General features: G+C 57.1%; 12 protein-coding genes. 8 read left to right on the top strand and 4 right to left on the bottom strand.

Annotated features, from left to right (window positions below; translation table 11 throughout):
• Positions 1 to 214 precede the first annotated feature (214 nt).
• The gene (ruvA, locus tag B2952_RS04510) at positions 215 to 823 is read left to right on the top strand and encodes a Holliday junction branch migration protein RuvA (protein WP_290728043.1); all 609 of its coding nucleotides are present in this window, start codon (positions 215 to 217) and stop codon (positions 821 to 823) included.
• Positions 824 to 853: 30 nt separating this feature from the next.
• Positions 854 to 1,891, top strand: coding sequence for a Holliday junction branch migration DNA helicase RuvB (gene ruvB / locus B2952_RS04505; RefSeq protein ID WP_173366224.1), 1,038 nt, complete (start codon positions 854 to 856; stop codon positions 1,889 to 1,891).
• Between the two features lie 20 nt (positions 1,892 to 1,911).
• Here ruvB and B2952_RS04500 read toward each other — a convergent pair whose 3' ends face one another.
• A complete protein-coding gene (locus tag B2952_RS04500; RefSeq protein WP_290728041.1) occupies positions 1,912 to 3,405 on the bottom strand; it encodes a BamA/TamA family outer membrane protein in 1,494 nt (497 codons plus the stop codon).
• 134 nt (positions 3,406 to 3,539) lie between these two features.
• Here B2952_RS04500 and B2952_RS04495 point away from each other — a divergent pair, with 134 nt between their 5' ends.
• The 6 genes from B2952_RS04495 to B2952_RS04470 all read left to right on the top strand — a co-directional run bounded on the left by B2952_RS04495 (position 3,540) and on the right by B2952_RS04470 (position 11,723).
• Entirely contained in the window at positions 3,540 to 5,846 is a 2,307-nt protein-coding gene (locus B2952_RS04495) for an MMPL family transporter (RefSeq protein WP_290728039.1), read from the top strand.
• Positions 5,843 to 7,039 carry a pyridoxal phosphate-dependent aminotransferase gene (locus B2952_RS04490; protein WP_290728037.1) on the top strand — a complete coding sequence of 399 codons (1,197 nt, stop codon included), beginning with the start codon at positions 5,843 to 5,845 and terminating at the stop codon, positions 7,037 to 7,039. The genes B2952_RS04495 and B2952_RS04490 overlap by 4 nt, the downstream gene beginning before the upstream one ends.
• Positions 7,040 to 7,056: 17 nt before the next feature.
• The gene (locus B2952_RS04485; RefSeq protein WP_290728035.1) at positions 7,057 to 9,132 is read left to right on the top strand and encodes an ATP-binding cassette domain-containing protein; all 2,076 of its coding nucleotides are present in this window, start codon (positions 7,057 to 7,059) and stop codon (positions 9,130 to 9,132) included.
• Positions 9,129 to 10,634, top strand: coding sequence for a serine/threonine-protein kinase (locus B2952_RS04480; RefSeq protein ID WP_173366219.1), 1,506 nt, complete (start codon positions 9,129 to 9,131; stop codon positions 10,632 to 10,634). Before B2952_RS04485 ends, B2952_RS04480 begins: the two co-directional genes overlap by 4 nt.
• The gene (locus tag B2952_RS04475; protein ID WP_173366218.1) at positions 10,631 to 11,023 is read left to right on the top strand and encodes a YraN family protein; all 393 of its coding nucleotides are present in this window, start codon (positions 10,631 to 10,633) and stop codon (positions 11,021 to 11,023) included. The genes B2952_RS04480 and B2952_RS04475 overlap by 4 nt, the downstream gene beginning before the upstream one ends.
• Positions 11,024 to 11,129: 106 nt before the next feature.
• Positions 11,130 to 11,723 carry an L-threonylcarbamoyladenylate synthase gene (locus B2952_RS04470; protein ID WP_173381944.1) on the top strand — a complete coding sequence of 198 codons (594 nt, stop codon included), beginning with the start codon at positions 11,130 to 11,132 and terminating at the stop codon, positions 11,721 to 11,723.
• Positions 11,724 to 11,742: 19 nt separating this feature from the next.
• On the opposite strand, the gene B2952_RS04465 is transcribed toward B2952_RS04470, so the two are convergent.
• From B2952_RS04465 to B2952_RS04455, 3 genes are read right to left on the bottom strand one after another with little or no spacing between them, the layout of a single operon-like run.
• Entirely contained in the window at positions 11,743 to 12,189 is a 447-nt protein-coding gene (locus B2952_RS04465) for a hypothetical protein (RefSeq protein WP_073115869.1), read from the bottom strand.
• A complete protein-coding gene (locus tag B2952_RS04460; protein ID WP_290728032.1) occupies positions 12,186 to 13,979 on the bottom strand; it encodes a c-type cytochrome in 1,794 nt (597 codons plus the stop codon). Before B2952_RS04460 ends, B2952_RS04465 begins: the two co-directional genes overlap by 4 nt.
• Positions 13,976 to 14,851, bottom strand: coding sequence for a 4Fe-4S dicluster domain-containing protein (locus tag B2952_RS04455; protein WP_290728030.1), 876 nt, complete (start codon positions 14,849 to 14,851; stop codon positions 13,976 to 13,978). The genes B2952_RS04460 and B2952_RS04455 overlap by 4 nt, the downstream gene beginning before the upstream one ends.
• Between the last annotated feature and the right edge of the window lie 2 nt (positions 14,852 to 14,853).

The following is a 14,853-nucleotide window of genomic DNA, read 5'->3' as shown; positions in this document are numbered from 1 at the left end:
CCATTTCAATAGTGCGCAAAGTATTTTCTGTAAAAAACATCAATAAAGCGCATTGTTTCAGCACAAATGTGACCATCACTGAAACCGCAGCAGAACCGCAGTCGGAATGCAGTGACCGTGCAATTTTGTAAAAAAAAATACGATTTGACTTGACAGAGCCAACGAATTAGTATATATTTGTGCAGTAGCACAAAAGTGCATATTCGGAGTTTTTATGATTGAGCGCATTCGCGGAATCCTTATCGAAAAATCCCCCACCTTCGTCGTCGTTGACGTGAACGGTGTCGGTTACGGAGTAAACATTTCAGCCTACACGGCCGGCAAGTTGCCCGAAGAAGGCTCCGAGGTGACTCTCCACACGAATCTCGTGGTCCGCGAAGACTCCATGACGCTCTTCGGCTTTGCGGACAGAATCGAAAAGGACACGTTCCTGATGCTCATCGACGTGAACGGCGTGGGGCCAAAGCTTGCACAGCGCATCCTGAGCGGAGTCTCGCCAGCCGACCTCCTGAACATGGTGGCAAGCGACAACAAAAGCGCCCTCGGCAAAATCAAGGGTCTCGGCAAAAAGACCTGCGAGCAGATGGTCCTCACCCTCAAGGACAAGGCGGGGGCGATGCTACAGGCGCTCGGCGATGTCGAAGGCTCGGGCATTACCGGCATGGGCGTCCTTACCGGAGCGAAGATGGAGGCGGTCCTCGCCCTTCACACTCTCGGCGTAAAAGACCCTGCGGCAGAGAGAGCCGTTGTCAAGGCGGCCGAAATTCTCGGGGATTCCGCCGATGCGGCGACCCTCATACCCGAAGCTTTGAAGTATCTTTGATCGCAAACCACAAACGAGGAATGTTTTTTCATGGACGACCAGCGGATTATTTCGCCCGAAAAAAGAATCGGTGAAGGCGACGACGTGGATCGTACGCTCAGGCCACCCAGCCTCGCGGAATTCACGGGACAAGGAGACATCAAGGAAAGTCTTTCCATCGCCATCGAAGCGGCGAAACACCGCGGCGATTCGCTCGACCACTGCCTTTTCGCCGGCCCTCCGGGTCTCGGCAAAACGACCCTCGCAGGAATCATCGCGAAGGAAATGGGCGTCAACATCCACATCACGAGCGGCCCCGTCCTCGACAAGGCTAGCGACCTGGCCGGCCTCCTGACAAGCCTGCAGGAGAACGACGTCCTCTTTATCGACGAGATCCACCGGCTGAACCGCGTGGTCGAGGAATACCTCTACCCCGCCATGGAAGACTACAGGCTCGACATCATGCTCGATTCGGGACCGACGGCGCGTAGCGTCAACCTCCCGCTCAAGCACTTCACCCTCGTCGGAGCAACCACTCGCAGCGGCATGCTCACGGGTCCTCTCCGCGACCGATTCGGCCTCCAGTACCGGCTGGAACTCTACAACGAGGACGACATCGTCAAAATCCTTATCCGGAGCGCGCGGATCCTGGGTGTCGGGCTCGAGGAGGACGCCGCAAGGCTGCTCGGCGGACGTTGCCGCGGGACGCCCCGCATCGCGAACAGGGTGCTGCGCCGTTGCCGCGACGTGGCCCAGGTACGCGGGAACGGGACGATCGACCTCGAAGCCGCCCAGCGCACACTGCAGATGCTCGGAATCGACACCGAGGGGCTCGACCCTACCGACCGGAAGATCCTCGGACTCATTATCGACAAGTTCGACGGCGGGCCAGTCGGCATAACAACCATCGGGGCCGCGATGGGCGAAGAGCCCGACACGCTAGAAGAAGTCTACGAGCCGTACCTCATCCAGAAAGGTCTCCTTTCCCGAACCCAGCGAGGGAGAATCGCCACGCGCAACGCCTACGCCATGCTCCACCGCGATATTCCGCAGAAACAAGTACCAAGCGACCAGATTGAACTTTTCTAGGCGACGCGGGGGCCATGCCCCTACTTGAATTCGGGCGCGATGGTCAGCACCAGGTTCACGCCATGGAGCCCGTGAAAACCAAGCTGCACGCGGAACCAGTACATGTCCGGCTTGCGGACGCGGACGCCGAACCCCCAGGAATTGTTGAGACGGTGAACCGACCAGTCCTTGAATGTCGGCGAAAACATCGCATACTCGTTGAACAGGACGCCGTCCACATAATAATCGATAGGCCAGCGGTATTCCATGCTCAGGCTCATGACATGCTGGGCCGCATAGTAATCCTGGAACCCTCGCAGCGGAAACCTCGGCCCGACGAGAGAATACAGCTTGAACGGGGCTCCCCCCTCCTCTATTTCCCAACTGTCTATCATCCTGAACTGAAGCGCTATCACCCTCCTTTCGAACAGGGTTTCACGGACATTGTCGGGCCGCCACATGCGAAGGGCGTCATTCCAGTTGAAGTCCATGTAAAAGCGCCGATTCTGTCGCGCCTCTTTTTTTGTCAGGTGGAACTTTTGCGCTTTGCCAAAATAGAAATAATGCTGGAACACGAATTCCGTCCGCACGAAGTCGTGGTTCATGCCGTTATCATCGAAATCAAACCTTGTCGGCCGATTTCCCGGCTCCTCCGCATTATCGAAGGATATCCCGCTGTATTTTCCAACAAAAAAGTAACGGGCCAGCAGCTGCATGCGGCTCCCCCGCGAAGGCGCGAAGGGAAAATCGAGATTGTCGAACAAGACCGAGAGCCCGACAGGGAACATCAGGAACGACTGGTAAAGGCCGCGGTCGTCGATGGAAAAATCACGGCTGACAAGGATGCTGTCCTGCGAATTTCCCGGAAGGCTACGGTCCACGATATCCACCGTGCCCAGCAGCTCGAGACTCCAACGGCCATCGCTCGTAAGGGGTATGCCCGCCTGCAAGTCGATGGTGAATGAGGAATCCGGCATGACAAAGTCCTCTCGCGTCCCCGGATAGACAAAGAACCCGTCGCGGTCCCAGAACTTACGAAGCCGAATGCCCCCGAACAAGTCGGTCCCGAAAAGTTCGTGCTTCGTGTAGCGCAGGTCGACGAAGAAATCGCCGTTCGCGAAATACTGCGGCGAAAGGACTAGGTAATCCTTGCCAAAGAACAGGCTCCTGTGGCGGTAGGTCAACCCTAGCATCGTGGAATTGCCGGGTTTAAGGTTCATTATGGGATAAAGCAGAATGTTCCGTTTCTCGCCAAACGTAATCAGGTCGACAGCCGTCTCGATGACCCCGTTGTCGAACGCGTAATGCAGGGGTTGCGCTATCGGATAGACCGCCGCGTTCAGCACCGGCTGGATGATATGTTCGAAAGGCCAGGTGAAAAAACGTTTCCACGACGAGGAGGATTCTTCGACTGTAGCCGAAGAATCGGGACCGTGCGCCATCGAGTCGGCAACGGCCACAGAATCCGCCTCGGCAAAGGCGGATGTGGCCAGCGCAAGGGCAAAGGCGATTATGCAAAGCCGCAAGCGAATCATCTCAATCCTAATTTATAATTATATTATAGCCGATGTTTTCCCTAATCAGCAAAATAACCAGAAGACTTACACGATTTCCTGTAGCCGTTTTGCTTTTCGGGACCATTTTCGCCATTCTTTCGGCGTTTCCCATCATGAACCTGCGGTGGGACCTCCAGTTGCAGGACACGCTCTCCTTCAGCGACGAGTCCAACAACGACTACAAGCGTATCGAAAGCGACTTCGGCGGGCTCGGGAGCCTCATTGTCGTCCTGCATTCCAAGGACAGCCTCCAGAACTACACCACCGCGAAAAGTCTAGCGCAGATGTTGCGCAAGGATCCGCTGGTCCACTTCGTGGATTTCGAAACCGACACCGACTACTACACGCGGCACTGCCTTCTCTATATCGACGAGAGCGACCTCGATTCCACCATCAACCGCATCCGCCCCATACGGGACAAGTTCATCAGCAGGAATAACCCGTTCTACGTCGACCTGGACGCCGGCCTCGATTCCTCCACGGAAAAGGAAATCGAATTCCGCGTGAACGACCTCCAGGAAAAATACGCGAGAATCATGAACCGCAGCCACTCGAATCCCGACGGCACCATCCGGGTTGTAGAGATATACCCCACGCACCCGCTAACGGACCTCAAGGCAAGCCGCGAACTCCTGTCGCAGACCAGCACCTACCTCTCCGCAATCATCCAGGGCGGCGACGTGCAATCCTACTTTACCGGAAAGGTTTTCGAGACAATCCGCCGCGGACGGACGCTCCTTCCCGAAGCCCAGCTAGCGGGCGGACTTACCGCCCTCATCATCCTGCTCCTCTTTGTCGTGAATTTTTACAGGCAGCCGCAGCTGATATTTATCTCGTCGGTGGCGACGGCGCTCCCAATCGTCTACACGCTCGCCCTCGCATCGCTCCTCTACGGGAGAATCAACCTATACACCCTGCTCCTCGCCATCATCCTGCCGGGCCAGGCATGCCAGATAGTGAACCACGTCTACAAGCGCTATTTCGAAGAACGCGCCCGCAACCTGAGCCCGCAACTCTGCATCGAGAGCGCTATTCTCGGCATCGGCCCCTCCACATGCGCATCCTCGTGCATCATGGCCTCCCTCTTTGCATGCATGATGTTCGTGCCGCTTCCCGGGCTGCAGGAACTTGCCATCCTAGGGAGCCTCGGGACACTCATCAACTGGATGGTCACCCTCCTTGTCGCCACCGCCCTCCTGCGCGTATTCCAGAAGAGCCGTCCGTTTTCGGTCAACTCATTCAAAATAAATCCGTCCTCGCACAAAGTGACGCTTCTCCCCCATAGGCTCAATGTCGTCCTCATCGCCATCGTGTCTATCATTAGCCTCGTATGCCTTGTCTACGGAGGGTCAAATCTCAAGTTCTTCTACGATTTCAGCAAGACCGAAATCAAGAAGACAACCGGCACGGCCGATTCCCTCCTCGCCCAGACCGGATTCCCGCAATACGACCCCATCATCGTCGAGACAACAAGCGCAGAGGCAAGCACGGAGCTCTACCGCAACTTCGAGCAGCTAAAGAAGAAAGGCGCCATCCCGAACGTCCAGAAGATGTACACGCTCGCCAAGACTGTTCCGCACGCAAGCGTTTCTCGCGAACAGAAACTCGACACGCTGGAGGCTTTCGCGAAAGGAATCGACGTCAAGGATCTCGACGAAAAGCAGAAGAAAGCCTACGACTTTATGGCCGAGGCGCTTTCGAACAGGAAGGTCGACGACGAGGACCTGCCTGACAACGTGAAAGTCAAGTTCAGCGACAAGAACGGGAACCGCGGCGTTTTCTCTTTCATTTTCCACAATATCGATCCAGACGACGGACTCGCGTGCCGCAGGCTGAACGAGAACCTCGACAAGATCAGGGGCCCGGAAAAGGAAGGTATCCTGATGACCGGGGAACCCGTCATCCGCGCAACCGTCCTCGACCTCATCCTCAAAAACCTGGACAAGACCCTCTGGATTGGAAGTTTCCTCGTATGGTTCTTCCTGCTCATGTTCTACAACCGATTCAGCAGGGCCATATTCACCCTCCTCCCCTCGGTATTCGCCATAAGCTGGCTGCTGATCCTCATTAGGCTGCTCGGCATCGAGCTTTCGTTCTACAGTTCGCTCGCATTCCCCCTCATCATCGGGGCTAGCGTCGACGGTTCGCTGCAGCTCTGGAGCGCCTTCTACACGAAACAGGCAGGGACAGCCATCACGGTCCTCCAGACAAAGTTCTTCGGCATCCTCCTGAGCCAGGCGGCATCGTTCATCGCCTCCTTCAGCCTTATCATATCATCCCATCCCGGACTCCGCAGCATCGGCCAGGTCTTGCTACTGGGGCTCGCCTGCATTGCGCTTGCACAGTTCACCACCTTCCCGCTGATTGCCGGAATCCTCGACAACTACCGAATCTGGAAAAAGAAGAAAGAGTCAAAATGACACGTCCCCTTTCGACACGAACAGAAAATATCGCAGCATCGCTCACTGTCGCCATCGATACGCTCGCCAAGCAAATGATCGCCGAAGGCAAAGATGTGGTCAGCCTCGGCGCGGGCGAACCCGACTTTCCGACTCCAAGGCCCATCTGCGATGCCGCCACCAGGGCGATTACCGATGGCAAGACGCGCTATACCGCCCCCGTCGGGATTCTCGAGGTGCGCAAGGAAGTCTGCAACAAGCTCAAGCGCGACAACGGCCTCGACTACGCTCCCGAACAGATCATCATGACTAGCGGTGCGAAGCACGCCGTGTTCAATTCACTCGCGGCCCTCGTAAACCCGGGCGACGAAATCATCATTCCCGCCCCCTACTGGGTCACCTACCCCGAACTCGTGAAGTGGCTCGGCGGCGTTCCCAAGTTCGTGCCGACCACCATCGGGAACAAATTCAAGATGACCGCGGAGCAGTTGCAGAGCGCCATCACCGAAAAGACGAAGGCGATCCTCATCAACAACCCCTGCAACCCGACCGGAAGCGTGTATTCGCACGAAGAACTCGCCGGCCTCGCTAAAGTCATCGTCAAGAACGACATCTACTGCATCTCCGACGAGGTTTATGAATACTTCGTCTATGGCGCACAGTTCGCAAGCATTGCGAGTTTCGACGGGATGGCCGAACGAACCATCGTCGTGAACGGGTTCTCGAAATCGCACTGCATGACGGGCTGGAGAATCGGATACGACGCCGCCCCCGCTCCGATTGCAAAGATAATCGGCAAAATTCAGGGACAGGCAACACACCACCCGAGCAACATCGCGCAATATGCAGCCCTCGAAGCTCTCCGCATGGGCATGGGCGAAGTGGATAAGATGCGCGCGGCATTCCGCAGGAGGCGCTACTTCATGGTATCGCAGGTTTCGAGAATCCTCGGCGAAAGCATCTCCGCGCCCGAAGGCGCATTCTACCTGTTCGCGCCCGTCGCAAAGCTCTACGGCAAAAAGACGCCCGCAGGTGCAGCCGTAAACAGTTCGATTGACTTCTGCAAATACCTGCTCGAGACACAGGGACTCGCCATCGTGCCGGGAGCCGCCTTCGGAGACGACAGCTGCGTGCGGTTCTCGTATGCGGCAAGCGACGAGACGTTGGCAAAAGCCTGCGAAAGATTCGAGAACGGAATCAAAGAGCTCAAGTAATGCGGCGGTAAGCGGCCATGTTCAGAATCATTACGCCAGATACAAGCAAGCCCTTCACCATCGGGCGCAGAGAAGGAAGTGACCTCCGCTTCTCGGAGCGTTTTGTATCCAGGGAACATGCCGTCATTGAACGAGAGCAAGGTCCGAACGGAGCCGTCTGGAAAATCCGCAGCCTTACCGAAAACAGTTTCACCCTCCTGAACGAAGCCCAGATAAACGAAAGCGAACTTCACGACGGCGACATCATCGGAATCGGGGTCAAGAGGCTGAGGGTCGACATCAAGGAAGACAAACTTTCCCTCCTGCTTTACGACATCAACGACGAAGTCCAGGAGCAACCGCTCGAAGACAAATTCTGCATGGTGGATCTAGGCGAGGACGGTTCGACAAAACCCATCCAAGTGCGCAAGGACGGAGACGGCGCCGAAATCCGTTTCCAGCACCCCATCATAGACGAGGAAGGCAAGAGCAGGAAAAAAATAGGGCTCCGCCCCGGCGAAGGAATCCGATTCGACCAGACGGAAATGAGCGTCAGGGATGGGAAGCTCTTCATGCGAAAAGCGGGAGCAGGGTTCGAATTGCACGTCCGGGACCTCGACGTATACGCGGGGAAGAAGCAGCTCTTGTCGGGTATCGACTTCGACCTCCCCGCCGGCGAAATACTCGCCATCATCGGACGCTCGGGACAGGGAAAATCAAGCCTACTGAAACTCTTCGAAGGCACCTACCGCAAGGGCGAAAGAAGCGAAGTCACCATAGGCGGCGTCGACTACCGCCACAGCCAGATTCGCGAACGCATCGCCATTCTCGAACAGGATCCGCCACTCCGCAGCGACCTGACCGTCGACGAAACGCTCCGCCATGGCGCCCGCATTACGCTTGACGCAAAGGACTTTCGCGAAAGCGCGGACGGGCGACTCGAAAAGTTCTGCGAACTTTTCGGGCTGAGCGGCAGGCGGCAGAGCCGCATCAGGACGCTCAGCGGCGGCGAGATACGCCGCGTCGCCCTCGCAGCGGAACTCATGGGAAACCCAGGTCTCATCATCCTCGACGAGCCGCTTTCGGGTCTCGACCCATTCAACTCCCGCATCCTGTGTTCGCACCTGAAGCAGCTCGCCTTTCTCGGGCACACAATTATCCTCACCACGCACAGTTACGAGGCGCTCCGCATTGCGAACAAAGTGCTCGTCATCCATCAAGGCGAACAGTGCTTCTACGGCAGCCCGCAAGGAGCATACCAGTTCTTCAAGACAAGCAATCCTGACGAAATCCTCTCGAACCTCTCTACGGATTCATCTTCGATTTGGCAAAAATCAGGAATCATCAGCAAGGACACGGTTTCGAACAACCTAAGCCACTACTACTTCACCAAGCAACGGCACAAGGGTTCGCTATTCTACAACATGGCGCTCATGCTTCGCCAATGGGTTCGTGACAAGGGGAAGCTAGCCGCACTTCTTTTGCAGCCCTTCATCATCGGCTTTCTCTTTTCGCAAATTTTCTCGCGGACATCCTCGCTCTGGACAGTCGCATTCGCCATCGTGCTCTGCGCGAACTGGTTCTCGCTATCGCTTTCCATCCGCGAAATCGTTCAGGAAAAAAATACAATCAAGGGCGAATTCCGCAAGGGGGCCCGCATACTTCCCTACCTCTCCGCCAAATTCATCCTCCCCACGATTGTATCCATCCTGCAGACCGTCATTGTATACGCCTTTATCGCCTACCGCATTCCCATCCACCACGACATTCCCGAGCTCCTGGCAATCGCCGTTACGGCAACAACTCCCGCCATCGCCATCGGGCTTCTCGTGAGCTCACTATCGCGCAATTCGGGACAAGCGAACGCCTTCTTGCCGCTCCTCATCATCCCGCAAGTGGCGCTCGCCGGGGCCCTGGTTCCCTTCGACCAAATGCAACAGGTGGGCAAATGGCTTTCCTACATCGTCTGGTCACGCTATAGCCAAAGTTCGCTGCTGAACACGCTGCTCGAACATCCCGATGACGTTTGGAACAAAGGAGCGGCCCTACTCCTCGCCGCATTATTTTGTATAATTACCGCAACGATTCTTTACCGGTCCAAGAAAGCAAAATGACAGAACCTGCATCACAGAATTTTCCCAGGCCCTTCAACGAGAACTACGACCTTATCGGCACCCTCGGCAAAGGCGGCATGGGACTTGTCTACAAAGCCCTCGACAAAAAGCTCAAGCGCGAAGTCGCCTTCAAGATTCTCGACGCCTCCGCCGACGAAGAAGCCATCCAGAGGTTCTACCTGGAAGCGCAGGCGATGAAGGAACTGGACCACCAGAACATCGTCCACGTATTCGACTTCGGAAAGCAGAACAACCAGCTGTTCATCGCGATGACCTACGTGCAGGGATTCTCGCTTTCGGACGTATTGCAGAAGCAAAGCAAGCTGCCGTTCGACGCCATCGAGGTCATCATCCGCCAGATTGCGCGCGGGCTCCTCTACGCCCACAGCAAGGGCATCGTCCACCGCGACGTAAAGCCCTCGAACATCATGCTCACGCGCGACAACCGTGTCTACGTGATGGATTTCGGGATTTCGTACATCCAGGAGATGGAAAAGGATAGGCTCACCAAGACGGGCGTTACCATGGGTACGCCGGAATACATGAGCCCCGAGCAATGTCACGGAGACGAAGTGACGCTCCAGTCGGACATCTACAGCATGGGCGTTATCTTGTACGAAATGACCTGCGGAAGACTCCCCTTCAACGGAAGCCGACCCGTAGAAATTGCGCTCAAGCACGTTCAGGAACCTCCCCCGGATCCCAAACAGTTCCGCCCCGACATGCCACCGGGACTCTCCGAGCTCATCCTCAAGTGCCTTAAGAAAAAGCTCAACGAACGCTTCCACGACATGCAGGAATTCCTCGATGAATGCGACCAGGTTTTCCCGCAAAAAGAAACGCACGGAAGCGTAAAGATCGGCAAGAAGGGCTCCCTGCTGCGGCACGGTCCCGCCTCGATTGCCGAAGCGGCCACCCGCCTCCCATCGCACGTACGCGTCATCCGCAGGCGTTTAACCGCGCTTGCCATCTCGCTGTTCCCGCTCATCATCCTGCTCCTCGTTCTCCTGATGCTCACGCACAAGCCCGAGAGGATGCTTACGGAGATTGAATGGGACGATGCGATGGGCAACCACGAGACCGCAGCCATCGAAGCCGACATCTCGGGTGGCTACCCCATCGACAACCTCACCGATGGCGACCTCAAGACGGCCTGGCTCAACGCCATGCCTGCCAAGCCGCAGAACCCGGTACTCACGCTGTTCTTCGACAATATCACGCTCATCACGCACGTCGGATTTGCCGTAGGTTACCAGAAATCGGTCGACGACCCATTCGGCGACCGCTTCCGCATCTTCAAGAAGCCGAAGACGCTCACCTTCGAGACCAAGGAAGGCTTCAAGCAGAAGGTGACGCTTGAAAACATCAAGGGCATGCAGTATCCGAAAATCCAGGCGATGGAAACCAGCGAAATCAAGATTTACCTCGACGAAGCCTACGACGCCGAAAACAAGGACTTCGCCATTTCTGAAATGCGCCTGCTCGGCATGGAGCTCCATTGAACAGCAAATCCAAAGGAAACCTCGTCGAGACACACGCCTCCGCGTACCTCTTGCGAGAAGGGTACCGTGTCCTCGCCCGTAACTACGCCTATCGCGGCGGCGAACTCGACATCGTTGCAAAGCAGGGCGAAACGATTGTTTTCGTAGAGGTAAAATCCGTATGGAAAACCGGCGAAGGGAATCCCGCCGCACGCGTGAACGTGCAGAAGCAACGGAAAATCTGGCAGACGGCGTGCCACTTTTTGCACACACACCGCGAAGAAGCGCCCAGGGGCTTTGACCAGCCATGCCGTTTCGACGTCCTCACCGCGCGCATGTACCAGACGCCCGTGCAATTCGCACACATCAAGAACGCTTTCGAAGGCACCCAAGTGATTCCGCAGTGCTAGCGAGATAAACTATCTGCCCTAAAGATCCTCGCCTTGCTTCGACAAAACTCAGCACAAGTCGCGAGGATGACGATGCAAAATCCAGCCATATTTTTATATTATCGCCATGCGTTTTGAAGTACATCCAGACAACCCGCAGGCGAGAATCGTGAAACTCGCTGCAGCAGCCCTCGAAGACGACGCGCTGGTACTCTACCCCACCGAATCGGGCTATGCCATCGGCTGCAATGCAGAATCCCCGAAGGCAATCCACAAGCTTTACGCCCTCAAAAAGCCTATGAAGAAGTTCTTCATGGCGCTCATCGTCCCCGACATCCGCAGTGCGACCGAGTACGCCCGCATCGACAACTTCGCGTTCAACATCATGAAGCCGCGCGTGCCAGGACCCTACACCTTCATTCTGCCCGCCGACCCGCACATTGCCCGCAGGCTCGACGTGAAGCGCCCCGAAATCGGCATCCGCATGCCCACGCACCCGTTTTTCAAGGAACTCTTCCAGCATTTCGACAAGCCCATCCTCAGCACGGCGGCAAAACTCAGCGAAGAGGACATCTTCGAGCCCGACGTAATCTGGAAGACCTTCGAGCATTCCGTAGAGATGATGGTCGACTGCGGCCCCATTGAGATTAACCCGACGAACATAATAAGCCTCATCGGCGGGAACGTCGAAGTCATCCGCGGCGAGTTGCTCGACCCGTAGGCACCCAGAGCAAAATCAACTAGAAAAACACCCAGACGGCAATCCAGTAAGCCATCAGGGCGAACTCCATGCCCTGCGAGATGCGCGAGAGGAACGTGGAGCCAAACACGGAGACGGCGATTGCCAAGAGGCGTGTCCACGGCATGTCGAAGCCGTGGTAGAAGAGCGACACGGAGCCGAAGAACTCGACCCAGAACCACATGACCTGAGCCATGAGCAGGTAACGGCGGCGCTTGACGGGCAGGGCCGTCGTAGAGAAGCACAGGGCCAGCGCGAACATGCGGAAGGGGTAAGATTCCATCGCAGGGTCGTTCATGTCGCCCGAGAAGTAGGCGTAGACGCAGAACACGACTACGGCGGCAAGCAAGAAGAACGCCTCCTTGAACAGGCGGATGGGGCGGCGCCAGAAGAACTGGGCCATGGCGAGCGCGAGGAGGCAGGCGACAGCGTTCATCAGCGGGATCATTGTAGAACCTCCGCCGAATCGTTTGTTTCGGGCGTCGAATTGTTTATCTCGTGCGTCGAATCGTTTATCTCGGGTGCAGGGATGTCCTCCGGGGCAAGCGAGCGCATGTATCGCACGAGGGCGCGGGCTTCAGCCTCGGTAATGCGGTCACCATACGGGTTCATGTTCGTGCGCCCGTACATAATCACGTGTACCAGAGAATCCTCCCCGAGGGAATCGAGACGAGCCGCAGTCAACTTTTGCGGAACCGGGTAGAACTCGCGGACAAACTTCGCGTTGAACTTGCCGTCCGTCCCGTGACATCCGCTGCATCGCGCGTTCCATACCGCGCGCGTCCGCAGCGTATCAAACGCGCCACTGTCCGCCTCCCCCGGGACCTGCGCATAGCTCGTGAATTTCGAGGGCGCAGACGAACCGCCCGCATAAAACACTCCCGCAAAAAACGCAAACATAAGTACACATATAGCAAAGGCGATTTTCAGGTAACGGGAACCGCATCCATCTGCATTGTGCGCCGAAACCGCCTGCCATACCGGGCGTATGCATAGGGCAATAGCGGCCACCAGCGCCACAATCGGGTAGAATAGCGGGGCAACGTTCGGGATAGCGACCGCCACCGTATCGAACACGGGCTGCGACACCGCCCAGAGCGTGTAGACAAGCGCCACGAGCACGCCCAGCAACAACGGGAAGCGCAACACGATAAACTCGCGGCTCGTGAGCGGTTCCGTATGGGGTTCCACAACCGGCGCAGAAGCCTCTTCCAGTTCGCCGAAAAGAAGTTCCCCGCCCTCGATGGGCTTACGCAACTTTACACGCAAAATCACAAGCAACGTTGTAAACAACCCGATGGAAAAAGCGACAAGGCCCGCATCGACATACCCAAAGCCGCGCGGTTCGGCGGGCATTACCAGGAAGAAGCGTTCCAGCCAGAGCCCGAAAAGTACCGAGATCGAAATCGCAAGCCGCCCGATGGGGCTTTCGCGCACGGCAGACACCCACCAGAGTTGCGGCAACAGCGCCCCGAACGCGAACACCGAGAAGTTCCAGTCCCCCTTCAACGCGAAGTTCCAAGCCCAGAATACGAGCATCACGAAGGAACCGACCATCATGAGCTTTTCGAGCAGGCGCACGCGGCAGCCTTCCGCAACAAGCAGCACGTTCACCATCGCAAGGCCCGAATAGATGGCACCCGCGATAAAGTACAGCGGGAAAAACGCCCCGCGCCACTCGGGCACGAACGTCACCGCAAAATCGAGACTCACAATCGTGTGCACCCAGAGCACCAGCGGGAAGAGTAGCCATGCCATCGGGCGACGCACATCTTCCAGCGCCTGCGACCTATCCGCAAACAGGTGAATCGCGAAAAACACGAGCGAGAGTACCGCATAGATGGCGATGCAGCAGAAGTCCCACACCAGCGGGGAACGCACGTTCGCGAAACTCCCCCGTGCATCCAGAAACGGGATGACCATGTAGAAGTTTTCCACCACACCGAGATGCATGAGCGGGTATATCGCGGCGACCAGGAGCGCGCAGAGAGTCGTGAGTTCGGCAAGCATCGAGGTGCGGCGATCGAGCGGCACGCCGAGCGCAAGGAGAATCGCAGAAATGAGTGTACCCGCATGGGCGATGCCTATCCAGAAAACGAACAGGCTTACGGGAGTTCCCCAGAAGGTATGCGTGTCCAGCGACCACACGGCAGGGCCTTCCCAGAGGGAATACCCTAGCGCGGCAAGGCCGGGCAACAGGAGCGCAAGCCCCGCATATAGGAGGATGCGGAAAATCAACGATGCCCCCTCATGTAGACGATAGACGGGTCAAGCGAGGCGACTGCCTTCGGGGCATAGAGCACGCGGTCCTTCGCCGCCCTTACCAGCGGGGAACCTTCATCGAGCCAGTTGCCGAATATAATCGCGTTCTTGGGGCACGCGGCGGCACAGGCGGTGGTCACGCCGCGCCCGCGAAAACTTTCTCCCGGATGGAGCGCCTTGAAGTCGTGACGCGCATCCTGCAGGCGCTGCAGGCACAGCGAGCATTTTTCCATCACGCCCTTCTCGCGCACGGGAACGCCAGCGTTAAACTTGAGCGAACGGCCCGAAGCCACAGGGTCATCGAAATTGAACTTGCGGGCATGCACGGGGCAGTTCGCACCGCAAAAACGGCTCCCGGTACAGCGCTTGTACATCATCGCAGAGACGCCATCGGGAGTGTGGTTCGCGGCCCCCGTCGGGCAGACTTTCTCGCAGGGGGCATCCCCGCAGTGGAAGCACATCGCGGGCGCACCGCCGCACATCTCTATCCAGTGCATGAACTGCCCGCGGTTCGCACGCTCGGGAGCACTAAGCGGGATGTTGTTCTCCTGGATGCAGGCAAGCACGCACTTGCCGCAGGCATCGCAGGCATCCAGGTCGATAGCCATGCCAAAACGGTTCTCCTGCGAGGCACCGGGAGTCTTGAGCGCTGCGGGCATCGGCACGCGCACGAGTTCCATACCGGGCTTCATCTTCGAGAGGGCGAATTTCACCTCGTTCTCGAAGTCAGCGAGCTTGAGGCGCGCGCCCTTGACCGGCATATCGCCGAGCAGGCCGTCGCGGCACCCGAACAGCGCAAAACCCGCCACCGTCGCCGAAAGGATTTTCAAGAACTCGCGCCTGTCCATAA

It is taken from the genome of Fibrobacter sp. UBA7003 (genome assembly GCA_002449765.1).
In the GTDB taxonomy this organism is placed as follows: domain Bacteria; phylum Fibrobacterota; class Fibrobacteria; order Fibrobacterales; family Fibrobacteraceae; genus Fibrobacter.
This window is presented reverse-complemented; position numbering and strand designations above follow the sequence as displayed.

Coding starts and splice junctions, on each gene's coding strand:
- ruvA (WP_290728043.1), top strand. CDS start 215: ATGATTGAGCGCATTCGCGGAATCCTTATCGAAAAATCCCCCACCTTC.
- ruvB (WP_173366224.1), top strand. CDS start 854: ATGGACGACCAGCGGATTATTTCGCCCGAAAAAAGAATCGGTGAAGGC.
- B2952_RS04500 (WP_290728041.1), bottom strand. CDS start 3,405: ATGATTCGCTTGCGGCTTTGCATAATCGCCTTTGCCCTTGCGCTGGCC.
- B2952_RS04495 (WP_290728039.1), top strand. CDS start 3,540: ATGAACCTGCGGTGGGACCTCCAGTTGCAGGACACGCTCTCCTTCAGC.
- B2952_RS04490 (WP_290728037.1), top strand. CDS start 5,843: ATGACACGTCCCCTTTCGACACGAACAGAAAATATCGCAGCATCGCTC.
- B2952_RS04485 (WP_290728035.1), top strand. CDS start 7,057: ATGTTCAGAATCATTACGCCAGATACAAGCAAGCCCTTCACCATCGGG.
- B2952_RS04480 (WP_173366219.1), top strand. CDS start 9,129: ATGACAGAACCTGCATCACAGAATTTTCCCAGGCCCTTCAACGAGAAC.
- B2952_RS04470 (WP_173381944.1), top strand. CDS start 11,130: ATGCGTTTTGAAGTACATCCAGACAACCCGCAGGCGAGAATCGTGAAA.
- B2952_RS04465 (WP_073115869.1), bottom strand. CDS start 12,189: ATGATCCCGCTGATGAACGCTGTCGCCTGCCTCCTCGCGCTCGCCATG.
- B2952_RS04455 (WP_290728030.1), bottom strand. CDS start 14,851: ATGGACAGGCGCGAGTTCTTGAAAATCCTTTCGGCGACGGTGGCGGGT.